Consider the following 22,741-nt stretch of genomic DNA (forward strand, 5'->3'; position numbering starts at 1 on the left):
CGCGCTGGCGGCGGGATAACAAGCCTGCCGCCGGCCGTTTGCATGACCCCCCAATCGAAAGGAGAGTTTCATGAACACCGGCGTCACGACCTTGACCAAGCTTCCCGACATCACCGCCATCTATCCGTTCCACGGTGACGAAGTGCTGTTCGCACTGGGCATTCTCGCGTTTTTCATCGCCTTCTTCATCTTCCAGATCGGCATGGAAACGCGGCATCACAAAGCGATTATCGGTGACTTCACCGCCAGCCCGGCTGAGTAAATATCGCACAACGGAGAACCGCCGGGCCCCTGGCTTCGGAGGAATTCCGTCTTGGAAACCCCGGTCCATTGCTCCCGGACCGGGGTTTTTGATTTGGTCGCGTCCTATTCCAGCCGCTGCAGATTGCGCAGCACGGGGAAGAGCTTCATCCAGATCAATGCAATCGCAATCGTCCCAAGGCCGCCGAGAGCCGCGGCAGGCACCGCGCCGAGAAGAGCCGCAGTCAGTCCGCTCTCGAACTCGCCGAGCTGGTTCGACGCGTTGATGAACAGGAAGTTCACCGCGCCGACCCGCCCGCGCATGTCGTCGGGCGTCGCGAGCTGCACGAGCGAAACACGGATGACGACGCTGATCGTGTCGGCGGCACCCATCACCGCGAGCGCCAGCACGGACAGCCAAACGGTCTGCGAGAGCGCGAACACCACTGTTGCCATCCCGAAGACAATGACCGCCTGGAACATCCGCATCCCGATGTGTCTGGTGATGGCATGGCGAGCTAGAAAGCCTGTCATCATCAAAGCCCCGACCGCTTGCGCGCCGCGCAACATGCCGAGCCCCCACGGTCCGGTATGGAGGATGTCGCGCGCGTAGATCGGCAGCAGCGCGGACGCGCCACCAAGCAGCACAGCGAAAAGGTCGAGCGAAATCGTGCCGAGAATTGCCGGGTGCGTGCGGACAAAATGCGCGCCGGCAAACAGCGCACCTGCCGTCGGCGATTCGCGCGCCGCGGTCGGGCGGTCCAACCTGATCGCACCGTTGAGGATCGCCGCGATCGTCCAGAAAATCGCCATGCAAGCGTAGGGCACGGCCGGAGAGATACCGTAAGCGAGACCGCCGATTGCAGGTCCCGAAATAGCCGCGACCTGGAAAACGCCGGTCGCAAGCGCCGTCGCTTTCTGCAGCATGCCCTCCGGCGCGACGCCCGTAAGCAGTGCAGCCGTGGCAGGACTCTCGAACGCGCCGGCGACACCGAAAAGCGCGACCGCTACGAAAATCTGCGGCACCGTCAGCCAACCCTCGTAGCTGCCCCAGGCGAGAAAAATCGCGGCCGAAGCTTCGACGACTTGGCAGATCTGGATGACACGCTTACGGTCGTACTGGTCCGACGCATGCCCGGCGACGAAAACCAAAATCGCCGTCGGTAGAAATTGCACTAGACCGACCATGCCGAGATCGAACGCGCTGCTCGTCAAGGCATAGACTTGCCAGCCGACGGCGACGGTCAGGATCTGCGACGAAAACTTCGAGAACCCTCGCGCCCATAGAAAGTATTGCAGCGGCCGATGGCGCCAGAGGCTTTGAGTGTCACGAGAGGAGGCGGGCGAACTCATTGATCGGCGGGCGCCGCCTCCATTGCTATGCGCGTCCTAGGGGAACGAAAAACGGCATGTGGCTCGCCGCCTTTCACATCGCATTACGTCACGAGATAACGCCCTTGCAAGCGATGTCCATCGGCCAATCGTGTGGGGCGAGGAAGGAAATACGGCACGAAGGCGAAAAACTCCACGATGAGGCGCGTGACGTACGTGATCTTACCCGCTCCGATGCCGTATCTCCCGTGCACTCGGCGCTATTGGTCGTGTTTTTTGAGCCAAGACGTCATGAAGGCGATCTCGGATTCCTGGGCCTTGACGATGTCTTCAGCGAGTTTGTGCAACTCGGGGTCCTTGCCATACTGAAGTTCGATTTTGGCCATGTCGACCGCGCCTTCGTGATGCGGGATCATACCTTGCACAAAGTCGACGTCGGCGTCGCCGGTCATTTTCATGGTCATCTTCTCGTGCATTTTCATCATCGCATCGTTGAGAGCTTTCGATTCGTCTGACGGAGCAGTGTCCGTCATGTCGCTCATTCCCTTCATACCGCTCATGCCTTTCATGTCGTGCATATTCATGTCTTCGGCTTTTGCAGCCACAAGCGAGAGCGCGAGAGCTGATGTCAGTGTGATAGCGAGCGTTGCAAGTTTCATTGCCTTCAATCCTTCGATGAAATGGGGTAGCGTTTCCGGCCATTCGGATCGCCGAACGCAATCAGTCGGGGCAAAAATAGAACAGGCGCAAATGCTCGAGCGCGCTCGGAGCACGCCGGAGACATCGTGGAATTGGCGGGATCAGGCTTTTGGGGGACGGTCGAGGCCGGAACCGACGCGCCCCGAATGAACGTCCGAGATTTCGAATGCGAGCCTGCCTGAGCGCAGCGGCCGCGGCGAGACGTCATCGGCCGCCAGCAAGGCATGGGCCGCGCATCCAGCCATGGCGCACGCGGAGCGACCGTGGCAGCAGCAGCCATGACCGCAACCCGGCATCGACGATAGACCGGCCGGATGTGCTGTAACGACCGCGGCATCGCGCGGCGTGTGCCGTATCGCGAATGTTCGCAGCGATAGCTTAGCATCGGACGAATTTTGAAGATGAGCGGCCATCGGAGAAGCGGCATGCATGACGTGAGCAATCTCCGCCGGCCTCTGTCCGCCATCGTGATCGCACGCATGCGCAAACGCCATCGTCCCCGAGAGGGAGAAGAGGAGGGCGGTCGCAAGGACGAGCCGTATGACGTCAAAGAGCTTCAAAAAAATCTCACAAGTTGATCGGCAATATACCCCGTAGGGGTATGCAAGGTCAACGCCATTTGATTTTTTCACGCGCCTGCCATCCAATGTCTGACGAACATCTGAGAGGTCGCACATATGCGGTTCGCGATTCGAATGTTGCAGCGGGCGGTAATCCTAGCTCTTGGAGGACTCAGCATTTGGTTGATCGTCGATGTCTTTGAGCTCGTGGACCGTCGGCTGCCGTTGATCCTCGCCCTCATCGCCACCTACGCCATCGGTGCCTATCTCATTCTTCCGCGCGCCGTCAGGATGGGACTCAAGGTTCTCCAGCGCAAGCGCGTGCCGAGCTTCACGATCACCGGAGACGGTCTCCCCGGCGATCCGGTGAATTTGGCTTTGGCCGGCACCTTCGATCAGCTCAGAAATGCGTTTACCGTCGCCGGATGGGTAGAAGCGGACCCCCTGAACCTCGCAAGCTCGTGGCGTATGGCCCGCGCTTTTGTTCTTAACAGGCCGTACCCCACCGCGCCTTTCAGCACCCTCTATCTCTTCGGTCGCGGACAGGACGTCGGCTTTCAAAAGGCGATCGATGACAGTCCGCGAAAGCGGCACCATGTTCGCTTCTGGGCACAGAGCCTCGCGTATGCGGAGGCTGATTTAGCAACACCGGACTTCTGGCTGAACGATCAGCGGCCGTCGAACAACGAGCCCGCGCTCTGGGTCGGAGCCGGCACCAAGGATACCGGTTTTTCACTGACCAGCATGACCTTCCAGATGACCCACGCCACGGACTCCGATACCAACGCCGAACGCAATTACGTCGTCAACGAATTGCGCGACTGCGGAGTGATCGGAAAGGTGACCAATTATAAGACCGGAGACGAGGTGGTGACCAGGCGGGTCAATCATTACGTCACCGATGGCGACATCGCCGTTGCCGACATCGAAGCAATCCCGCATTAGCATTCACGTCGACGAGCGAGCCATTCACCGACGCGACACTCTGATCGGCGCGCGGGCAGCGGTATTGATCAATTCCATCCAACCTGAGCGGCAATCCAGTTCATCAACGCGCCACCGTTGAATGCGATGTCGACCGCGAAAATCGCGAAAATTACCACCACGGCAAAGAGAACTCGCATGTCGTCCATGGAGCGAGAAACGTGCCGGGGTAAGGAAGCGTTCCCGCAGCATCTTTTCGGCCCGATGCCCGCCGTTAACATCCAAGGCGAAATAACCGCTTTCACTCGCGGCTAACCAACACCGCGACACACGCTCGCTGTCCGGCCCAATCGGCGTAGATTCTATCTATCGTTGAAAGGCAAACAGGAGTTCTCGCATGAAACGTACAGTCCTTGGTGCCGCAATGGGAATTGCTGCGCTCGTCACATTGCCCGCGGTCTCAGAGGCTCATTGCCTCGGATTCAAGAACATGCGGTCCGAAGTCTCGTCCGCTGTCGATGGCACGACAAGCTTCGCGAAGCGTGTCGCTGATCGAACGGAGAAGTTTGGACATCGGATGTTTGGTTGGCTGAAGTGCTGAGCGACGCGGTGGCGGCAACCTAGTCGCCTCCGTCACAGGGCGGAAGTTCGCCACACGCTTTGGTCGTCCGCCGGAGTGTGTGGCGTCGGTCTGCCGGGCGCGGTCTTAGCGTACCGACGAAAAGCCGTGGGCCGCTCCGTGATTGAATCCAGGCGTTCCTGGATGGGCGCCGGGCATTCCACCTCGCCGCCCATTGAAATGCCCGTTGAAATGATTGAATCCCCCGTGGCCGCGGAAACCACGGCCCCAAGCAGGCGCGGAGTAGATCTCGCCATCGGGTCCATAACGGGTCCCACCGGCAGCGCCAGCATCACCCGCGCTCGACGACGGTATATATCCGTAAATTCGCGTGTCGCTGTAGCTGAGGGACAGGGGCACTCGATCCGGGTTGATGATGACTTGGCGCTCCGGCGGCAGCGGACGAATGACGCGCACGCCATGTTCACGGGAAATGATCGCACCAGAGTAATCGTGGGTCACAATACGCGTCGTGAAACTTTGGGCGCCGGCGGAGGTCGCGAGTGCGACGAGCGCTGAACCGGTAACAGCAACAAAAAGCGCGCGCTTGCAATGCATGGCTGGCTCTCTAGTACCGATCATCAGCCTCAGATTAGCCCACGGTCGCGAAGGTCTCAGCGATTTTGAAAGCAATGATTAATTACGTCAGGCGGACTTTGAAAATTAATCGCGATCGAGTGTCGGTATGACGTCCGCAGTGTCGTCCTAAGGGCAGCCGCGAAGGCACCGCCATGCCGTACACATACAAAGAGCAATTACTTGGCTGGTGGGGGCCCGGCCGGCCCATCTATTGAAGCTGTTTGCACAACTGCAATTCAACGTAGGGAAAAATCTTCATGGGCAAAAATACGATCTGCGTTTGGTACGATAAGGACGCTGAAGCTGCCGCTCGTTTCTATGCTGAGACGTTTCCTGAAAGCTCGGTGGGCGAAATCCATCGTGCCCCTGGCGACTTCCCATCTGGAAAGGAAGGCGACGTACTGATTGTAGAATTTACCGTCGCCGGTATCCCCTGCATCGGTCTTAATGGCGGTCCTCACGTCAAGCACAGCGAGGCATTCTCGTTCCAGATCGCCACCGACAATCAGGAGGAGACCGACCGATACTGGAACGCGATCGTCGGCAATGGCGGCGAGGAAAGCGAATGCGGCTGGTGCAAAGACAAGTGGGGCATATCCTGGCAGATTACGCCGCGCATCCTCACGGGCGCGCTGGCAGCCGGCGGCGAAAAAGCCAAGCGCGCATTTGATGCGATGATGACGATGCGGAAAATCGATATCGCCACGATCGATGCGGCGCAGCGCGGCTAGCTTTCCAGTACCAGCAATGTTCATCCGGTTTCGAAGCGATGGCGCCGGAGATTGTCGTCTTACATCGTAAGTTCGAGCGCGACCCGCCCTAGGACATCGATAACTCATTGATTTTAATGGTGGGCCCGCCAGGACTCGAACCTGGAACCAGACGGTTATGAGCCGTCAGCTCTAACCATTGAGCTACGGGCCCACGCGGTGCTTCTCATACCAGATGTTCGCCGGGCGGACAGCCTCAACGACGATTTTGTGTCAGGCATTCTGTCGCCGCGACGGGAGGGGGACGGGACTATTGCGGCCGGCTTCGCGCGCCGCGCTTGCCGTAACGCTCGTCGTAGGTCTTGCCGGTTGCAAGGCGAAAGGCCGCGTTCCGGCCGGCACGAAAGTAGCGCTGCGCACTTCGGCGCAAGGCCCAGGCCGGACGGGTCTGATCGTGAATGCTGTCATGGACGATGACGGCATTGACCGGCGCATCGTGCAATTCGATGCCTGCGTACGTGAGAGGCAACGTCCCGACCGCATAGCGCTCAGGACTGTCAGACATGACTTCGATGAGGACCGCCTCGGCGGAATCGCCCTTTCCGGCATGTTGACAGCCCGCTTCCCAGGCGGCGACAAACGCGTCCGCCCCCGCCGTCGGCCGAAGAAGCAGGACACGCGTCGTCGGCTTCAGCGCGCGCCGCACCGATCCTAAAGCCGTACCCTTGGTTCGCATCGCCAGATCGCCTGGCGATTGCAGAATGCCGCTGACGTCGCCGCGAACCGTGCAATCGACGTCCATGAAAATCAGCGGCCGATCGGGATAGTCGGTCCGCGCAAGCGCCAGGACCGTCGGCTTCTGCCGCGTCTGCGAATACCAGCTGTCGCCGAGAACCGGGCGCGCATAAAGATGGTGCGAGATGCGATGCTCGATGAGGTTTTTCGAAAACGCGGACGCCGACGGTTCGTAATTCGGCGTGAAAAACCCGATGACGACAAAATCCGAGTCGAAAGACCGACGAATGTCGGGACTCTGGTTCTTTGTGTTAATTTCGTCTCGAGACTTGGTATCGACCATTCTCAATTCTCTGCGCGCTTTCAATAGCCTTGGGGCCGAGCAATCCGCGGCCAGCCACCGGCAAATGCTATAGCAGGAGATGCGGGCGTCGCAAGGCGGCGGCACTCGCATCGGGCGGTGGAACGAGTGCCCATTCACCCCAAAGACAGCGTTTCGCCGTCATTTGTCCTCGAAGCGACGATAGCCACCACGGAAAAACGTCAGGAGACATCGATGTTAAGCGCTTTGCGTCCTCAAGTGATCCTTTCAGCACTCAAGATCGGCGGCGTGGCGGCGGTGCTCATGATCCCGTCAACCGTCTTGCGCGCAGAGGACAAGCCCATGGAACGGACGATAACCGTCTCGGCAGCCGGCACGGCGGAAGCCGAGCCCGACCGCGCCCGCATCACGTCGGGAGTTTCCACCGAAGCCGAGACCGCCCGCGACGCGTTGACGAAAAACAGCGAGACGATGAGCAAGATCATCGGCGAGCTGAAAGCGAAGGGCATCGACGCCAAGGATATCCAAACGGCGTCCTTCAACGTCGAGCCAGTGATGGATTATTCCAAGGACGGCCAGCCGCCGAAAGTTCGTGGCTATCGAGTCAGCAATCAGGTCATCGTACTCGTGAGAAAGCTGGATCAGCTCGGCGACGTGCTCGATAATGTCGTGAGCGCGGGCGCCAACCAGATTCAGGGTCTCGCGTTCGAGGTCTCGAAGGAAGACACTCTCAAGGATGATGCTCGCAAGGAAGCCGTAGCCAACGCCCTGCGTCGCGCCAAGCTTCTGGCGGCTGCCGCCGGCACCGAAGTCGGCGACGTCCTCCAGATCTCAGAAGAAACGACGTCGAGCGGCCCGGTGATGTACGCGCCGCGCCTCGCGAAGGCGGCCGCGTCATCGGTTCCCATCGAAACCGGCACCAGCACGCTCGAAGCGCGCGTCACGGTCACCTGGGCGCTGAAGTAAGAAAGTCGGCTTCCGCCCTCCCCGCGAAGGTGGGGATCGGACGAAGGAGAGTCGGAAGCCAATTAAACAAGCTTCACGACTTCGACGTTGACCTTTGGCGTAGGTGCACCAGGCTGCACCGACCAATCGCCGTAATTGTGCATCTCGCCCGTCTCACGCAGGCGGGCGAGGCGCGCGAGATTAATCTCGGCCGTCACCCATTCCGCTCCGTTGAGGGTACCTTCCGCGAGCACGCCCGTATCGGAAACGTCGTGTTCCGACGGCACGTAGATGCCCGCCGCACCGGCATTGAAATCAACGGCAGGAGACCACGGCGCATCGCCGACGGTCGGGCTCTGAACCGCAGCGATGGTGTTTTCGAGTGCCCGCGCCATCGAGCCGGTGCGAACGCGGTGATAGCCTGACACGCGCTCCGTGCATGATGGAACAAGCAGCACTTCCGCACCGGCTTCCGCCATGGCGCGTGCGATGAGCGGAAATTCGCTGTCATAGCAAATCGCGATGCCGAACTTGCCGATCGATGTCTCGAACACGCGAACCTGCTTGCCCGCTGTCACGCCCCAGCTGCGCTCGAACGGCGTCATAATCAGCTTCTCTTGCACCCCGACCGAACCCTTCGGCGTGACGAGCTGCGCCGAGTTGACGAATTGGCCGCTAGCCGTCTTGTCAGGCCCGGAGCCCACGAGAATGTGGACTTTGTGCTTCTTGGCGAGATCGACGTGAAGCTGGACGCGTGCGCCCGTGATCTCGGCGACCTTGGCGAGCGTCGCCTGCAGATCGCTGTAGACCTCCGGGCCGAAGCAAGCCGCCTGCTCAATCGCTGCGTATTCCGGAAAGATCAGAAGCTCTGCGCCGGTCGCGGCTCCGGTCTTGACCCAAAGCGCAATCTTCTCCTCCCACTCGGCAAGCGTGTTCGGCTGGCCGATCGGATATTGAGAACTTGCGACTTTAAGGGTCTCACGACGCATCAGAGTGTCTTCATCCAGAATTGCATCTTGTGGGGCGTTTCGCCGGGTTGGTCGACGTCCTGCCATTCATAGGTGGCGACGAGGCCCTCGACCGGTTCATAGCCCCGCTTTCTCCAGAACGGATCAAGTGGGGCGTAATCCGCCGGTTTCAACGGATGATCGTCCGGCCGCACGACGCGGCAGAACGAGGAGTGCGTAAAGCCGCCGAGCGCTTTTGCCTGTGCTTCGCGCCCGTCGAAAAAGGCGTGTCCGAGACCATGGCCGCGATGGCTTTTGAGCAGCACGCTCTCGCCGCAGTAGAAGATCTTGGAGATGTCGTAACCGGCTTTTTTGAATGGCTCGCCGAATTCGTCGGCATGCTCGATCATCGGCGCGCCGGTCGATGCGCCGACCATCGCGTCGCCGTCGTAGGCGCAGATGACAACCGCGCCCTTGGCCTGTGCAAACTTCTCCAGATATTTTTGTTCGTATTCGAGCGTGCCTTCATAGAGATACGGCCAATCTCGAAAAACGATCATCCGCAGCCGGCTTAGATCGGACAGCACCGGAAGAATATCCGGTCCCGTCACCGATTTCACCACGAGCTTCTTTTTCTCGTCGGCAGCCATGCCTTGTCGGTCCCTTAGCCCGCGACCTGCGCGATCCAGTCGGTGAGATTGTAGTAGGTGGTGACGCGGGAGATTTTGCCGTCGCGGACCGCGAAGAACGTACCGGCGGGCAGAACGTACTTCTGGCCGACGGCGTCCGGCAGACCTTCTTCGGAGTTCTTATAAATGCCGTGGACGTTGAATTCGGCTGAGGCGCGCGTCGCGTCCTTCGACACCATCACGGTGATGTCCTTCAGCTCTTCCTTGTAATTGTGCGTCATGCGCGCATTGAAGGCGCGAAACTTCTCGATGCCCTGGCGGCGCTCGCCCTGGTTAATGTCGTGGATCACGTCGTCGGTCAGGAAATTGAGCATGCCGTCGGTGTCGCCGCGATTGAAGGCCGCGTAATAATCGCGGATGAGAGCGGCCGTCGCGGCGCGAGCTTGCGATTCAGGGGTTGTGTCGGACATCGGGGGCTTCTCCGGTAAGCTTTTTTAGATTCAATTCGGTCGGGGGGTCTTAGCAGTTCAGGTTCCCTCCTTCCATGCGCAAGGATGTTGCGGTAAACGCGACATTTCACCTTCCGTTGAGCAGTTGGGAATAGGCCATGGCACGGGTCCAAGAGCTTTTTGTCACCCAGATTTACCGTGAAGAGCTTCAGCGCGGCGCGACGTCCGCGCTCGTATCCGAACTTCTTGCCGCAGCGCACGACATCGCGGCCGCCGACCGCGCGGGGCAGGGGTGGTCGAAAGTCCATGATTATCCGGGATATACATCTTATGCGTCTCTCAACGATCTGCCCGACCGGCATCCGGCTTTTGCCGATCTCGTCACGGTCCTAGATCGCCAGGTATCCGCCTTTGGCCGCATGCTGGAGTTCGACCTTGCCGGCCGGCGTCTGACGCTTGATAGCCTCTGGATCAACGTCCTGAAGCCCGGCGGGCGTCACGGCTCGCATATTCACCCGCATTCGGTCATTAGCGGCACGCTGTATTTGGCCGTCCCCAAGGACGCCAGCGCGATCAAATACGAAGACCCGAGGCTGCCGATGCTGATGGCCGCTCCGCCGAAAAAGCCCTCGGCGAAGGGCAAGAACGAGACGTTCGTCTCGGTCGCGCCGTCGCCCGGCACGCTCTTGCTGTGGGAAAGTTGGCTTCGCCATGAAGTGCCGGTCAATCACGCCAAAGCCGAGCGCGTCTCGGTAAGCTTCAACTACCGCCTGGATTGATGCGGATCAGTCCGCCGTCCCGTCATCGGGCAGCGGCACGTCGAAGCCGTTCAGGATGACGGAGACCGCGCAATAGAGTCCGACGAGGTAGATGAACTCTGCTGCGCCGTCTTCGCCGAATGCGCCGACCGCGCGCTTGTACGTTAGCGCCGGAAGCGTGCTTCCGGTGACGAGGCTCGATGAGAGATCGTAAGCAATCGTTTCCTCGCTGCTTAGGTCACTCGGTCTGTGCCCGGAAATGATGGTCGTGATCTTGTCATCGGAGAGTCCGCGCAACTCCGCGACGAGAACGTGCGCATAGAGTTCGTATGCGGCGTGAAACTTCGTGCCCGTAACGAGGATCGCGATCTCGCGCACCGGCCGCGGCAACTTCGGCGAAAACGACATCGCCTTGGTCAATTCCCAGACTGGGCCGCCGAATTGCGGGAACCGCAGCCACGGGTTCCAAGGCCCGATAAGCTGGCCGTCCTCGTTGATTGCGGTGAAGCCTTTGAAGTGGCTTTGAATGCCCTGCTTCATGTCCGCGTAGAGAGCTTTCTGCTCCGGAGTCAGGGTGTTCATGGGGATGAGCGGCAAGCGCATGGGTCACTCCTTTGAGGGAAGGTCGGCGGACGGTCTCTGCTCTTTGGTAAGCCAGGGATGTTTCAGGGCGATGCCAAAAGGAAGCGTTAATCGCCCATCACGTGAACCACCACCTGCCGCGTATGTGGCTGCATCCGATGCTCGAAAAGATAAATGCCCTGCCACGCCCCGAGCATCATCCGGCCGTTCGAAATCGGGATCGTCAGCGTTGGTTGCGTCAGTGCACTTTTGACGTGCGCCGGCATGTCGTCCGGCCCCTCGGCGCGATGGATGAAAAGCGGATCTCCATCCGGAACCAGCCGCTTGAAGAACGCGACGAGATCGCGCTGCACATCCGGGTCGGCGTTCTCCTGGATCAGCAGCGACGCCGAGGTATGGCGGCAAAAGACGTGCGCCAAGCCCGTCTCGATGCCTGAAGCCTTTAAGATCCGCGCAACGTCTCGCGTGAATTCGATCAGGCTTTGGCCGCGGGTCTCGATGGTTATCGTTTCTTGGTGCTGACGCATTCTGGTGCCGGCCTTGGAAAGTGTTTATATTACTTCGATGAGCAGAGCATTCGTCCGAGAATCAGACGCCGTCGAAGAGCTTCCCGAGAAGCTCCTTTCCGAGCACCGCAATCTCGTTACGCCCGAAGGGTTAGCCCTGATCGAAGCCGAGGTCGAACGGCTTCAGGACGAACTTGCCGACGGACAGCGAGCAAGCGACCGCGATGTGATCCAGCGCATCTCCCGCGACCTGCGCTATTGGAACCAACGTCTCGCGACAGCAGAGGTTCAAGCCGCGCCTAAAAGCGCTTCGGTCGTTGCATTCGGATCGACCGTCACGCTCGAGCGAGACGATGGCCGCGTGCAGACGTTCCGCATCGTCGGCGAGGACGAATCCGATCCCTCGAAAGGCAAAATCTCTTACGTCTCCCCCCTCGCGCAGGCGCTGTTGGAAAAGAGCGTCGGCGACACCGTCGCCGCGGGAGCGGGCGAAGTCGAGATCATCAAGATCGAATAGCGTAAGCTTCAGTCGATCGAATTGTAGCCGCTTCGAGCGGTTGTCGCCTATGACGCGCTGCCGCGAGGCGGCATGAATTTCTTCATCGCCTCTTCGATCTCGTCTCCGCTCATGTCACGCAGATGCGTCGCCACCGACCACTTGTGTCCGAACGGATCTTCGATGATGCCGTAACGATCACCCCAGAACATATCTTCGACCGGCATGCGGAGGATAGCTCCGGCCTTCACCGCACGCGCGACAAAGGCGTCGACGTCGGCAACGTAAAGATGGAGGGTCACCGGACTGCCGCCGAGCGTCAGCGGCGACGACGATCCCCATTCCGGCAGTTCATCGACCAGCATGACGCTGGCGTTGCCGATCTTGATCGCGGCATGCATCAGCTTGCCGTTTGGGCTGGCCAATCGCATGACCTCTTCCGCGCCGAACGCCTTCTTATAAAAATCGATGGCGTCGGCCGCGCCTGCGCAAACGAGGTGAGGGGTGATGGCCTGGCAATTTTCGCTTCTGATGCCGCCAGGTTTCTCCTGAACTTCGGACATTTCGCTCCTCCATTTTTTTGTATTCCGCCGCGATTGTTTTTGAGGATGCGCGAAGAATGGCGCGGCATCGGCGCAATCCCGTCGAGTGATTTTTACCGCGAAAGAAGGCCTCTTGAAGAAACTGTTACGCTTCACGCGGCCGAACTAGGAATAGCGCTAAATTCTTCGGAGGCGAAGGAATCCCATTCCGAGAGGATAACACCTCACGCCGGGCTGTGTTCCTTGCGCGCGACGGCGACATCGCAAAAGTCCGAAATTCCAAGGAAATCCGGATGATACAGCGTTTCGCCCTTCACGACATGCACGGTCTGCAGCGCCGCCGCTCGCGCAGCTTGCAGTTCTTTCTCGTTGTCGGAAAAGAAGACGATGTCGCCGGGAGAGGCGCCGATTTGCTCCGATATACGAAGGTAGGAGGACGCCCCGTTTTTGGGGCCGATGGTCGTATCGAAGTATCCGCTAAACAGCGGCTGTACATCACCTTCCACGTTGAATTCAAAGAAGAGCAGCTGCGCCTGCACGGAGCCGGACGAGTAAATATAGATGGGAAGAGAGGCAGCCTTCCACTGCTTCACTGCCAAAAAAGCATCCGGAAAAATCGGGCTCCTGAATGCGCCGGAGCGATAGCCGCTTTCCCAAATCAATCCTTGTAGGGCCTTGAGCGGCGGAGCCTTGACGTCGCGCTCCTGCCAATCGAGGAGCGCGGTTACAGCGTCGCCTCCGTCAGCAAGCGCCTCCGCCTGCGTGAGAATATCTTGAACGACTGGGCTCGCGAGATTGGTGGACACGAAATCTTTGAGACGATCTCGCGAGTAGGGAAACAGCGTATCGCGTACAAAGCTGATCGGGCTGATCGTCCCCTCGATATCGAGCAACACGGCATCCGCTGTGATGCTCGACAAGGGTCGCTTGTCCGCCGTCCTCGTCTGAGGTTCGCTGATAGTATTGCGCACGTCAGGCCGCTTCGTACGTCGGTACGCTCTCGGCAATCGCGTCACCGGTGTAATGAGCAATCCAGCCCGCGGCATCGTTGAACAGACGGATCACAGTGAAATTTCCTTCCGATCCACCATCGAACCAATGCTTGGTGCCCTGCGGAACGGAAAGCAAATCATCGGCCGTTCCGACGATTTGATAAACCTTATCTTCGACGTGGAGATAGAAGGCACCGCTTCCTTCAACGAAAAACCGAACCTCGTCTTCGTCGTGTGTATGCTCGCTCAGAAACTTCTGCCGCAAAGCCGGCCAGTTCGGATTGCCCGGACGAACGTGAATGACGTCGGCATTGCCATATCCGCGCTCTGCTTTCAAACGATCGATTTGAGGTTTGTAAGCCGATAAAATTTCTTCGGAAGTGGCATCCGATGACAGCGGCGCCTCGGCTTTCCATCGCTCGATAGCGGCACCGGACTGAGCGAGTTCCTCTCGGATTACGGCAAAATCAATCGTGTCCAGCAGGACATCGGAGGCATCGGTTGCCGAGTAAACGACGAGTTGCGTCATGGGCAATAACTCCTGATCGTAAGAACCTGATTGAAGAGGGCTTCAAACGCCTGCAAGTGGCGTGTGGCATCGCGAGGCGTTCGTCCCCAAGCGGACAGACCATGGCCCGCGAGCAGATATCCCGGCGCGCGGAATTGGCCGGGCGGTACCGGCTCGGCGAGGCGCGAGGCAATTCGGTGCGAAAGCGTGTCGATATCCTGATCGTTGGCGAAGACGGGAACTTCGACAGTCACGCCATGGGTCGTCACACCCGAAAAGGCCTTTTGCAATTCCCAGCCGTTGAGATGCACGGCGCCTTGAGCAAGATGGGCTTGCCCGATCACGGATGAGCAGAGACCATGAATGTGAAAAATGGCGCCGACGTCTGGGTTGTCGGCATATTGCCTGATGTGCAGTGCTGCCTCGGCAGATGAACCAGGCAATAGCGGCGCGTCGATGGATTGAACCAAAACGTCGGAAGCCGTCAGCGCGCCCTTATCGATACCGCTCCGCGTAATCGCAATACGTGTTGCATCGATCCTTACGGAGAAATTTCCCGAAGTCGCGGGCACCCAGTGCCGGCTGGATGCATAACGCCCAGCGTCGATCACGGCGTCGATTGCCGTGTCGACGTCATCATTTTCGAGGATCGCGAGCGCCACTGTCATGATGACAGTGATCCACTGATTTTATGATAGTTGAATGACTACTATCTTATTCCATTATCACATGAAAAGGGCCGCTATAGCGGCCCTTTAGGATCCGATCAGTTGTCCAGGAAGCTTCTAAGCTTCCGTGACCGGCTCGGGTGCTTCAGCTTCCGAAGCGCCTTGGCTTCGATCTGGCGAATACGCTCGCGCGTGACCGAGAACTGCTGTCCGACTTCTTCGAGCGTGTGGTCGGTGTTCATGCCGATGCCGAAACGCATGCGCAGCACGCGCTCTTCGCGCGGCGTCAGCGAGGCGAGCACGCGGGTCGTGGTATCCCTGAGGTTCGACTGGATCGCGGCTTCGATCGGCAGCACGGCATTGCGATCTTCAATGAAATCGCCGAGATGCGAATCTTCTTCGTCGCCAATCGGCGTTTCGAGCGAGATCGGCTCCTTCGCGATTTTCAGAACCTTGCGCACTTTCTCAAGCGGCATCGCCAGCTTTTCAGCCAGCTCTTCAGGCGTCGGCTCGCGGCCGATTTCGTGCAGCATCTGGCGCGACGTGCGGACGATCTTGTTGATCGTCTCGATCATGTGGACCGGAATACGGATCGTGCGCGCCTGATCCGCGATCGAACGCGTGATCGCCTGCCGGATCCACCACGTCGCGTAGGTCGAGAACTTATAACCGCGGCGGTACTCGAACTTATCGACGGCCTTCATCAAACCGATGTTGCCCTCCTGAATGAGATCGAGGAACTGCAGACCGCGGTTCGTGTATTTCTTGGCGATGGAAATGACGAGGCGCAGGTTGGCTTCGACCATTTCCTTCTTGGCCTGGCGGGCTTCGCGCTCGCCCTTCTGCACCGCCTTGACGATGCGGCGGTATTCCGGAATTTCGAGGCCGGTCTCCGTCGCGAGCTGATGGATCTCGCCCCGGATATTCTCGACCGTAACGCGCTCGACCTTGACGAACTGGCCCCACTTCTTGCCATTGTTTGCAACGCGGTCGAGCCACGTTTGGTCAAGCTCGTTGCCGTAGTATTCGTCGATGAAGTGCTGGCGCGGCACGCCGTAGCTGTCGGCAAGGCGCATCAAGCGGCCTTCAAGTCCGATAAGCCGCTTATTGATCGCGTAGAGCTGCTCGACCAAGCTTTCGATACGGTTGTTGTTAAGCGACAGCGACTTCACGTCGACGATGATCTCGTCGCGGACTTTTTCGTAAATCTTCTGCTGTTGCCGCGAGCCCTGTTCGCCGACAAGCTGCTGTTCGAGCTTCTTGTCCTGCTGCTTGCGGAGCTTTTTGTAGGTTCCGGCGATCTGGTCGAAGGTTTCGAGAACCTTCGGCTTGAGTTCGGCTTCCATCGCTGCGAGCGACATCGCGTTCTCGAACTCGTCGTCGTCGTCGCTATCGCCCGACTGCGTCTCAGGTTCAGCCTGCGGAGGCCCGCCTTCTGCGGGCATGATCGGGACTTCCTTGGCCTCGGGACCTTCGTAGGTCGCTTCGAGATCGATGATGTCGCGAAGCAGGATCTTGCCGTCGTTGAGTTCGTCGCGCCAGATGATGATGGCCTGGAAGGTCAGCGGGCTTTCGCACAGGCCCGCGATCATCGCCTCACGGCCGGCTTCGATGCGCTTCGCAATCGCGATTTCGCCTTCGCGCGAAAGCAACTCGACCGAACCCATTTCGCGAAGATACATGCGGACAGGATCGTCGGTCCGCTCGGTCGGCTCCGACTTGCCTTCGGATTTGGTAAGAGCGCTGCTGCTCTGGGCAACGAGCGACCGGCCTTCTTCCTCGTCGGGTTCTTCTGTAGCTTCTTCTTTCTCTTCGCCTTCCTCCTGCTCGACAACGGTAATGCCCATGTCGGAGAGCGTGGCGTAGAGATCCTCGATCTGATCGGACGAAACCTCTTCCGACGGCAGCACCGAGTTCAGCTGATCGAGCGTGACGTAGCCCTTCGCCTTGGCTGTCTTCAGAAGACGCTTGACCGCCTGGTCCGATAGGTCGAGGAGGGGGCTGTCGCGCTCGGGCGCATCGGCTGCCTGCTCTTTGTCATCGGTCTTCTGGACTGCCTGCTGGGCGCGTGCCATCTGTGTTCCTTGTCGTCTGCGCCGCTCCCGCACGGAAAACGGCTCAATTTTGATTTAGGCTCCGAACTGCGGTATCGGAAGCCGGAAAGCGAAATAACGCACCGATCAAGCGCGTTTAACGTGTGAAGCGTCGTCGTCGGGTTGATCGAACTCTTCGTCCATTTCATTCACCGCCGCCTCGCGGGCGATTTGGCGTTTGATGTCGAGAAGGCGAATCTCGGCCTCTTCTGTGCAATCCCGATACCAAGCTTCCTCAGCTGCTTTCAGGGCATGGCCGAGTGCGGCCTGTCGCTGATGCAGCGCAAGAATATGGTGCCAGGCGGCTTCGACATCGGTGGCGGAAGCATCTGGCTCGGCAAAACGGTCGCTGATGTGCGTAATCGTTCGCGCGACGAGGTCCACCACCTTTGCAACCCCCGATTTGCTCAATTGGGTGCGCAAAGTGGTAGTGTCAAGTGAATTTTGGCGAGCATGGACCCCTAAAATCTCATCGCGAAGCACCGAAAGCGCGGGCGCGGCGAACTCGATGGCCGCAATCGCCTCTGAATACTCATCAATCAACCACGGATGGTTAAGAAGCGTTTTTATGATGAGCGCTTCCCGGGGAGATATGCTCTGGAAGTGTCCAACAAGCTCGGGGCTCGCGAGTTGAGAGATGGGAGGTGCGTCACGGCGCCCCGGAAAGCGCCGCTCGCCGGAAGTGCCGCTAAGGCGGTTCCGATCCCGCAGGCGCCAGTCGGCGGCAGCGACGGGGCGCGCATACGAGGATTGGCCGCGAAAGCTGTTAGGTCGTCCAGTTTGAGAGGCGAGACGCATGGATGATTGCTCGCGACCAAGTTGATACAACCTGTCTCTCAGCTCGCGCGAGTAATGGCTGCGAACCGTCGCGTCCTGAATGGAGGCGGTGAGGGCGTTGAGGCGAGCTTCGAGCGCTGCCCGCTGTTCCGGCGTACCGGTCGGCTGGGCTTTGATCTCGCGGTCCCAGAGGACGTCGATAAGCGGCCGCGTTTTGCCCAAGACCTCTGCCATGGCCGACGCGCCCTGCTGGCGGATCAAATCATCCGGATCGAGACCGTTCGGCAGGAACGCGAACGCCACGCTGACGCCGGGCTTGACCCAGGGTAGGGCAACTTCGATCGACCGGTCAGCGGCCTTCTGCCCGGCGGTGTCGCCGTCGAAGCAAAGCACCGGTTCCGGCGCAAAGCGCCATAGCAGCTTCAATTGGTCTTCAGTGAGCGCTGTCCCGAGCGGCGCGACGGTTTCTGTAAAGCCCGCCTCGCTCAGCGCTACGACGTCCATGTAGCCCTCGACGACGATGACCCTGTTCTTCTCGTGTCCCGCGGTCCGGGCGCGCGCGGCATTGAACAGGATGTGCCCCTTGTGAAACAGCGGCGTCTCGGGCGAATTCAGGTATTTGGCGGGGGCGTCTTTATCGAGGGCGCGTCCCCCGAAGGCGATGACTCGCCCCTTGAGGTCGAGGATCGGAAAGATCACTCGGTTGCGGAAGCGGTCGTAAGGCTCGGGAATATCGTCGCCCGCGATCAGCATTCCCGCCGTTGCCATGTCGGCTGCCGAAAAACCTTTCGCCTTTAAATGCGCTCCGAGCGCCGTCCGCGAATTCGGCGCGAAACCAAGTCGGAAGCGCGCGATCGTCTCCGCCGCGAGTCCGCGCTTTTCGAGGTATCGGCGGGCTTCCCCGCCCAGACCCGTCCGCAATGAGCCTTCGAAGAACTCCGCCGACTCTTCGAGCAGCCGGTAAAGCCGGTCGCGCTGGTCTTCCTGCTCGACGTTGCGCTCGATGGCCTTCGGCATCGGCACGCCCGCTTCAGCCGCAAGCCGCTCGACAGCTTCAGGGAATTCCAACCCTTCCGTCTTCATCACGAAGGTGAAGATGTCGCCATGCTCGCCCGATGCGAAGCAGTGGTAAAAGCCCTTCTGATCGTTGACGAAGAACGACGGGCTTTTTTCCGCCTTGAACGGAGACAGACCGCGAAATTCGCGGCCCGCCTTTTTCAGCGCGACTTTCCGGCCCACCACCTGGCTAACCGATAGCCGGGAGCGGATCTCATCCAGGAAGTTCGGACTGAAGCGCATGGGCGCGGGATGCCTCGGGAAAGTATGCCTCAGGTGAGCGATGTGCCGCGTCGCACCCTCGTCGAGAGGCTTGCAGCAGACTGATCAATAGGTGATTCGCTCAGAAGCTCGCCCATTCAACGCCTTGTCATAGAAAACCGTACCCGCTTTCCACAGCACGGGCGCAATTTCTGTGCACGCGCATTGAGCACAACGCGCCGTGCCATCAGGCGAGCGCCGCCTTCACCGCCGCGCTGGCCTTCTGGAAATCCATCTGCCCGGCATACTTGGCTTTGAGCACGCCCATCACCTTGCCCATATCCTTGGGCGAAGCCGCGCCAGCTTCTTTGATGGCGTCGGCAATGGCGGTGGCAACGGCGGCTTCGTCCATTTGCTGCGGCAGATAGGCTTCGATGATGTCGATCTCGGCTTGCTCGACGGCTGCAAGCTCTGGACGGCCCCCGCTTGTATACTGAGCGATTGAATCCCGTCGTTGCTTCACCATCTTGGTCATGACTGCAAGGATACCCGCGTCATCCAAGTCTTTCTTCGCTTCGATCTCTGCGGATTGAATGGCCGCGTTGATGAGCCTGAGTGTTCCCACTCTTTGCTTTTCGCCGGCTTTCATCGCCGTTTTGAGGTCCGCGTTGATCTTCGCGCGCATGGTGCGTCTCCTTGAGGTCTGAAGAATGGTTTACGGGTTGCGCATATGCCCGGGCAAGCCTTTGCGACGAGAGAACTTTCTCGGCCTGTCCGTAATTGACGTCGAAAGGTCGTTACCCTAGGTTCCGCGCGACTTGGCGCCCCCACACGCTTTCCATTAACGGATGACAGATGACCGCACCGGAACCCTGGACAGAAGTGCCTCTGACGGCGCGCCTCGTGCTCGACGACGGAACCGTCATCGCCGGACGCGGTCTCGGTGCAACGGGAACAGCCGTCGGTGAGGTCTGCTTTAATACTGCGATCACCGGCTATCAAGAAATCCTGACGGATCCGAGCTACGCCGCGCAGATCATCACCTTTACCTTTCCGCATATAGGCAACGTCGGTGCCAACCCGGAAGACACCGAGACATCGAACCTTGCGTCGCGCTCGGGCGTGCGCGGTTGCATTCTGCGCGCCGACATCACCGCTCCGTCGAACTATCGCTCGGCCGACAATCTCGATGCTTGGCTGAAGACGCGCGGCATCATTGCCATCTCCGGCGTCGACACCCGCGCGTTGACGGCGCGCATTCGCGAGCGCGGTATGCCGAACGGCGTCATCGCGCACGCTCCGTCGGGCAAGTTCGACATTGAGGCGCTGAAGGCCGAAGCGAAGTCCTGGCATGGGCTCTTGGGGCTGGACCTCGTTCCCGAAGTGACGAGCGGCCAGAGCTATTCGTGGGACGAGCAGCGCTGGGTCTGGAACAAGGGCTACGAGCGCAACGAAAACCCCGATTTCCACGTCGTCGCCGTCGACTACGGCCTGAAGCGCAACATCCTGCGCTGCCTCGCGTCGGCCGGCTGCAAAGTCACCGTCGTGCCCGCGACCGAGAAGGCTGAGGATATCTTGGCGCGCAAGCCCGACGGCGTATTTCTCTCCAACGGACCCGGCGACCCGGCGGCGACCGGCGAATACGCTGTTCCCGAGATCAAGAAGCTCGTCGATAGCGGTAAGCCGGTGTTCGGCATCTGCCTCGGCCATCAAATGCTCGGCCTCGCGCTCGGCGCGACGACGAAAAAGATGCACCAGGGGCATCACGGCGCCAACCATCCCGTGAAGGACTTCACGACCAACAAGGTCGAGATCGTATCGATGAATCACGGCTTCGCGGTCGACCGCGATAGCCTGCCGGACGGCGTCGTCGAAACCCACATCTCGCTGTTCGATGGTTCGAACTGCGGCCTGTCCCTCCAAGGCAAGCCGGTGTTCTCCGTGCAGCATCACCCCGAAGCGTCGCCAGGTCCGCAGGACAGCCATTATCTCTTCACGCGCTTCGTCAACATGATGCGCGAGCAAAAAGGCTTGCCGACGAGCCGCGAGCGCTGACAGCCAATCCGTGCTCTCACCGGATCAAATGATGGTTTTCATGCGCAGCTGTCTCGCTGCTGCTTTCCTGTTCGTCGGCTACGCGGCGAACGCAAACGCCTGCTCGTCCGAACAAGGACCGTTTCTGCAGGAAATTGCACGCACCACGAAGTCGTGTGCGCATCCGCTGTGCGGGCAAATCTACGCCACGGCAAAGCCGTTTGCGGAAGATCCGAAAGAGCCGTGCCCCGACGATGAGTGGCAGCGCCTCAAATCGGCGGCGTCCGCCGCGCTGGCGTCGGGCGGCGTGCTGATCCTGGGCGAAGCGCACGACAACGCCACACATCACCTGCTGCAAGCAGCCGCAGTCACGGAATTCGCGCGGCCTTCGCCGCCGAACGTGACGGCTATCGTGTTCGAGCAGCTTCGGGACGATCAGCAGGCAGGCATCGATAAGGTCATCGCTCAACAGCAGAGCGGCAGGTCGGTGACGGTCGCCGATGTCAAGCAACTCGTCGATTGGCAGAAAGCGAAGTGGCCCGATCTCTATGATCCGCTGTTTGAAGCGGTCATCTCAGCCAAGCGGCCGTTCTATGCCGGGGACGTGTCCCGCGCCGAAATCATGAAGGCCGCCAAGGGAGGCGAGGGCGCTCTTTCCGCCGACGACAGCAAACGCCTCGTGCTCGACGTGCCACTTGGCGCCAAGTTCGATGCGGCCTCGATCAAGGAAATCGAAGACGCTCATTGTGGCGCGCTTCCGCAAGAAGCCTTTGCCGGCATGGCATTCGCACAGCGCTACCGCGACGCCCATTTGGCCGACGCAGTATTGAAGGCCGTACAACAAAACGGCTCGGCAATTCTGATCGCCGGTACGGGCCATGCCCGAACGGATCGCGCGGTCCCCTGGTACATCCGCGAGCGCGCAGCACACAAAAAGGTCGTGTCGGTCATGTTCATTGAGGTCGATAACGACAGGACCGATCCGCACGCCTACGTTCCGCTCGATCCCGACGGCGAGCCCGCCGCCGACTTCGTCGTTTTTACACAGCCTGCCGAACGCGGCGATCCGTGCGAGAAGATGCGCAAAAAATAAGCGCTCCCCATCTTCCCGTGTTGCGATGCCCAAAATCAACCTTGCCGAACTTTAAGATCGCATCTGCGGCAAATTTGCTTATAACCCGGGAAAAACTCTGGGAGGAATTTGATGCGCCTGTTCGTTATCGCTGCCGCAGTTCTCGCGGCCGCAACCCCGGCATCCGCCGCCGGGACGGATTGTTCTGCGGATGTCTTGGTCGCCATTCAGAAACAGCTGGCATTGAAGTCGTTCCGGATCGAGTTCACCCAGCCGACGGCCGAAGGCGAGGCGCACATGAAGATTGACTATGTGCCTCCGATGAAAATGCTCCAGACCGTAACGTCGCCGGCGATGCCCGGCGAGCAGCAGACAATGCTAGTCAACGATCGCGCATTTTCGGGCTCAGGCGGCAGTTTCGAAGAACTTCAACCGCAATTTACGCAATCGATCGTTGCCGAAGTTACCTCGGCACTCGCTCGGCCGACCAAACTTGAGGGTTATGAGTGTCTCGGGACGGTGAAATACGAAGACCAGGATCTCTTCGGCTACCGCTTCGAAGACAAAACCCATCCCCAAACGGATCCGTCGAAGGCGATTGCCCGAACCATCTACGTTGATCCCAAATCCGGATTACCCGCCTACAACGTCATCGCCTCTCTCGCCGCGGGCGCGAAGCCGCTACGTGAGGTCAAATACTCGTATCCGACCGACATCGAAATCGTTGCGCCGACGAACGCGCCCGTGCAAAAGCTCCGTTAACGCC

The 22,741-nt window shown here is 59.6% G+C and carries 27 protein-coding genes and 1 tRNA gene; 11 read left to right on the forward strand and 17 right to left on the reverse strand.

Annotation, left to right across the window (positions count from 1 at the left end):
• Positions 1-70: 70 nt before the first annotated feature.
• Positions 71-262, forward strand: coding sequence for a hypothetical protein (locus tag WC811_RS17020; protein WP_372646513.1), 192 nt, complete (start codon positions 71-73; stop codon positions 260-262).
• A 104-nt stretch (positions 263-366) separates the two neighbouring features.
• Here the strand turns inward: WC811_RS17020 and WC811_RS17025 are convergent, their stop codons facing one another.
• The 3 genes from WC811_RS17025 to WC811_RS17035 all read right to left on the reverse strand — a co-directional run bounded on the left by WC811_RS17025 (position 367) and on the right by WC811_RS17035 (position 2,831).
• On the reverse strand, positions 367-1,593 hold the full coding sequence (locus WC811_RS17025; protein ID WP_372646514.1) for an MFS transporter: 1,227 nt from the start codon (positions 1,591-1,593) through the stop codon (positions 367-369).
• Positions 1,594-1,832: 239 nt separating this feature from the next.
• Positions 1,833-2,231, reverse strand: a complete 399-nt coding sequence (locus tag WC811_RS17030; RefSeq protein WP_372646515.1) for a DUF305 domain-containing protein — start codon at positions 2,229-2,231, stop codon at positions 1,833-1,835.
• Between the two features lie 141 nt (positions 2,232-2,372).
• Positions 2,373-2,831: a hypothetical protein gene (locus WC811_RS17035; protein ID WP_372646516.1), complete on the reverse strand. Its 459-nt coding sequence runs from the start codon at positions 2,829-2,831 to the stop codon at positions 2,373-2,375.
• A 117-nt stretch (positions 2,832-2,948) separates the two neighbouring features.
• On the opposite strand from WC811_RS17035, the gene WC811_RS17040 reads away from it, so the two are divergent.
• Together WC811_RS17040 and WC811_RS17045 are read left to right on the forward strand one after the other, a co-directional pair.
• On the forward strand, positions 2,949-3,776 hold the full coding sequence (locus WC811_RS17040; RefSeq protein ID WP_372646517.1) for an LssY C-terminal domain-containing protein: 828 nt from the start codon (positions 2,949-2,951) through the stop codon (positions 3,774-3,776).
• A 376-nt stretch (positions 3,777-4,152) separates the two neighbouring features.
• Positions 4,153-4,356, forward strand: coding sequence for a hypothetical protein (locus WC811_RS17045; protein WP_372646518.1), 204 nt, complete (start codon positions 4,153-4,155; stop codon positions 4,354-4,356).
• Between the two features lie 105 nt (positions 4,357-4,461).
• On the opposite strand, the gene WC811_RS17050 is transcribed toward WC811_RS17045, so the two are convergent.
• A complete protein-coding gene (locus WC811_RS17050) occupies positions 4,462-4,932 on the reverse strand; it encodes a hypothetical protein (protein ID WP_372646519.1) in 471 nt (156 codons plus the stop codon).
• Positions 4,933-5,210: 278 nt separating this feature from the next.
• On the opposite strand from WC811_RS17050, the gene WC811_RS17055 reads away from it, so the two are divergent.
• A complete protein-coding gene (locus tag WC811_RS17055) occupies positions 5,211-5,684 on the forward strand; it encodes a VOC family protein (RefSeq protein ID WP_372646520.1) in 474 nt (157 codons plus the stop codon).
• A gap of 117 nt (positions 5,685-5,801) precedes the next feature.
• Here WC811_RS17055 and WC811_RS17060 read toward each other — a convergent pair.
• Together WC811_RS17060 and WC811_RS17065 are read right to left on the reverse strand one after the other, a co-directional pair.
• Positions 5,802-5,877 (reverse strand) — tRNA-Ile (locus tag WC811_RS17060).
• A gap of 96 nt (positions 5,878-5,973) precedes the next feature.
• On the reverse strand, positions 5,974-6,741 hold the full coding sequence (locus tag WC811_RS17065) for a hypothetical protein (RefSeq protein WP_372646522.1): 768 nt from the start codon (positions 6,739-6,741) through the stop codon (positions 5,974-5,976).
• Positions 6,742-6,954: 213 nt separating this feature from the next.
• Here WC811_RS17065 and WC811_RS17070 point away from each other — a divergent pair, with 213 nt between their 5' ends.
• Complete coding sequence (locus WC811_RS17070; RefSeq protein ID WP_372646523.1) at positions 6,955-7,686, forward strand: SIMPL domain-containing protein; 732 nt, start codon at positions 6,955-6,957, stop codon at positions 7,684-7,686.
• A gap of 62 nt (positions 7,687-7,748) precedes the next feature.
• Here the strand turns inward: WC811_RS17070 and WC811_RS17075 are convergent, their stop codons facing one another.
• From WC811_RS17075 to WC811_RS17085, 3 genes are read right to left on the reverse strand one after another with little or no spacing between them, the layout of a single operon-like run.
• Positions 7,749-8,654: a carbon-nitrogen hydrolase family protein gene (locus WC811_RS17075; RefSeq protein ID WP_372646525.1), complete on the reverse strand. Its 906-nt coding sequence runs from the start codon at positions 8,652-8,654 to the stop codon at positions 7,749-7,751.
• Entirely contained in the window at positions 8,654-9,262 is a 609-nt protein-coding gene (locus WC811_RS17080) for a GNAT family N-acetyltransferase (protein ID WP_372646526.1), read from the reverse strand. The genes WC811_RS17075 and WC811_RS17080 overlap by 1 nt, the downstream gene beginning before the upstream one ends.
• Before the next feature lie 14 nt (positions 9,263-9,276).
• Complete coding sequence (locus tag WC811_RS17085) at positions 9,277-9,711, reverse strand: ketosteroid isomerase-related protein (RefSeq protein ID WP_372646528.1); 435 nt, start codon at positions 9,709-9,711, stop codon at positions 9,277-9,279.
• 137 nt (positions 9,712-9,848) lie between these two features.
• Here WC811_RS17085 and WC811_RS17090 point away from each other — a divergent pair, with 137 nt between their 5' ends.
• The gene (locus tag WC811_RS17090; protein ID WP_372646530.1) at positions 9,849-10,469 is read left to right on the forward strand and encodes a TIGR02466 family protein; all 621 of its coding nucleotides are present in this window, start codon (positions 9,849-9,851) and stop codon (positions 10,467-10,469) included.
• Positions 10,470-10,570: 101 nt separating this feature from the next.
• Positions 10,571-10,639 (forward strand): hypothetical protein, encoded by a 69-nt coding sequence (locus WC811_RS17095; protein ID WP_372646745.1) that lies wholly within the window; start codon positions 10,571-10,573, stop codon positions 10,637-10,639.
• 498 nt (positions 10,640-11,137) lie between these two features.
• Here WC811_RS17095 and WC811_RS17100 read toward each other — a convergent pair whose 3' ends face one another.
• The gene (locus WC811_RS17100; RefSeq protein ID WP_372646531.1) at positions 11,138-11,557 is read right to left on the reverse strand and encodes a secondary thiamine-phosphate synthase enzyme YjbQ; all 420 of its coding nucleotides are present in this window, start codon (positions 11,555-11,557) and stop codon (positions 11,138-11,140) included.
• Positions 11,558-11,594: 37 nt separating this feature from the next.
• On the opposite strand from WC811_RS17100, the gene greA reads away from it, so the two are divergent.
• Positions 11,595-12,053 carry a transcription elongation factor GreA gene (greA, locus tag WC811_RS17105; RefSeq protein WP_372646532.1) on the forward strand — a complete coding sequence of 153 codons (459 nt, stop codon included), beginning with the start codon at positions 11,595-11,597 and terminating at the stop codon, positions 12,051-12,053.
• Between the two features lie 47 nt (positions 12,054-12,100).
• On the opposite strand, the gene WC811_RS17110 is transcribed toward greA, so the two are convergent.
• From WC811_RS17110 to WC811_RS17140, 7 genes are all read right to left on the reverse strand, one after another.
• The gene (locus WC811_RS17110) at positions 12,101-12,595 is read right to left on the reverse strand and encodes a VOC family protein (RefSeq protein WP_372646533.1); all 495 of its coding nucleotides are present in this window, start codon (positions 12,593-12,595) and stop codon (positions 12,101-12,103) included.
• Between the two features lie 203 nt (positions 12,596-12,798).
• On the reverse strand, positions 12,799-13,494 hold the full coding sequence (mtnC, locus tag WC811_RS17115) for an acireductone synthase (RefSeq protein ID WP_372646534.1): 696 nt from the start codon (positions 13,492-13,494) through the stop codon (positions 12,799-12,801).
• Between the two features lie 52 nt (positions 13,495-13,546).
• A complete protein-coding gene (locus tag WC811_RS17120) occupies positions 13,547-14,095 on the reverse strand; it encodes an acireductone dioxygenase (protein ID WP_372646535.1) in 549 nt (182 codons plus the stop codon).
• Positions 14,092-14,742, reverse strand: coding sequence for a methylthioribulose 1-phosphate dehydratase (gene mtnB, locus WC811_RS17125; RefSeq protein WP_372646536.1), 651 nt, complete (start codon positions 14,740-14,742; stop codon positions 14,092-14,094). Before mtnB ends, WC811_RS17120 begins: the two co-directional genes overlap by 4 nt.
• Before the next feature lie 98 nt (positions 14,743-14,840).
• On the reverse strand, positions 14,841-16,817 hold the full coding sequence (gene rpoD / locus WC811_RS17130; RefSeq protein WP_372646537.1) for an RNA polymerase sigma factor RpoD: 1,977 nt from the start codon (positions 16,815-16,817) through the stop codon (positions 14,841-14,843).
• Between the two features lie 105 nt (positions 16,818-16,922).
• Positions 16,923-18,911: a DNA primase gene (gene dnaG / locus WC811_RS17135; protein WP_372646538.1), complete on the reverse strand. Its 1,989-nt coding sequence runs from the start codon at positions 18,909-18,911 to the stop codon at positions 16,923-16,925.
• Positions 18,912-19,116: 205 nt separating this feature from the next.
• A complete protein-coding gene (locus WC811_RS17140; RefSeq protein WP_372646539.1) occupies positions 19,117-19,554 on the reverse strand; it encodes a GatB/YqeY domain-containing protein in 438 nt (145 codons plus the stop codon).
• Between the two features lie 170 nt (positions 19,555-19,724).
• Here WC811_RS17140 and carA point away from each other — a divergent pair, with 170 nt between their 5' ends.
• The 3 genes from carA (at position 19,725) to WC811_RS17155 (ending at position 22,737) form a co-directional block, all read left to right on the forward strand.
• A complete protein-coding gene (gene carA, locus WC811_RS17145) occupies positions 19,725-20,924 on the forward strand; it encodes a glutamine-hydrolyzing carbamoyl-phosphate synthase small subunit (protein WP_372646540.1) in 1,200 nt (399 codons plus the stop codon).
• Between the two features lie 40 nt (positions 20,925-20,964).
• The gene (locus WC811_RS17150; RefSeq protein WP_372646541.1) at positions 20,965-21,996 is read left to right on the forward strand and encodes a ChaN family lipoprotein; all 1,032 of its coding nucleotides are present in this window, start codon (positions 20,965-20,967) and stop codon (positions 21,994-21,996) included.
• 111 nt (positions 21,997-22,107) lie between these two features.
• Complete coding sequence (locus tag WC811_RS17155) at positions 22,108-22,737, forward strand: hypothetical protein (protein WP_372646542.1); 630 nt, start codon at positions 22,108-22,110, stop codon at positions 22,735-22,737.
• The last annotated feature ends 4 nt before the right edge of the window (positions 22,738-22,741 follow it).

This window comes from Hyphomicrobium sp., assembly GCF_041659645.1.
In the GTDB taxonomy this organism is placed as follows: Bacteria; Pseudomonadota; Alphaproteobacteria; order Rhizobiales; family Hyphomicrobiaceae; genus Hyphomicrobium_B.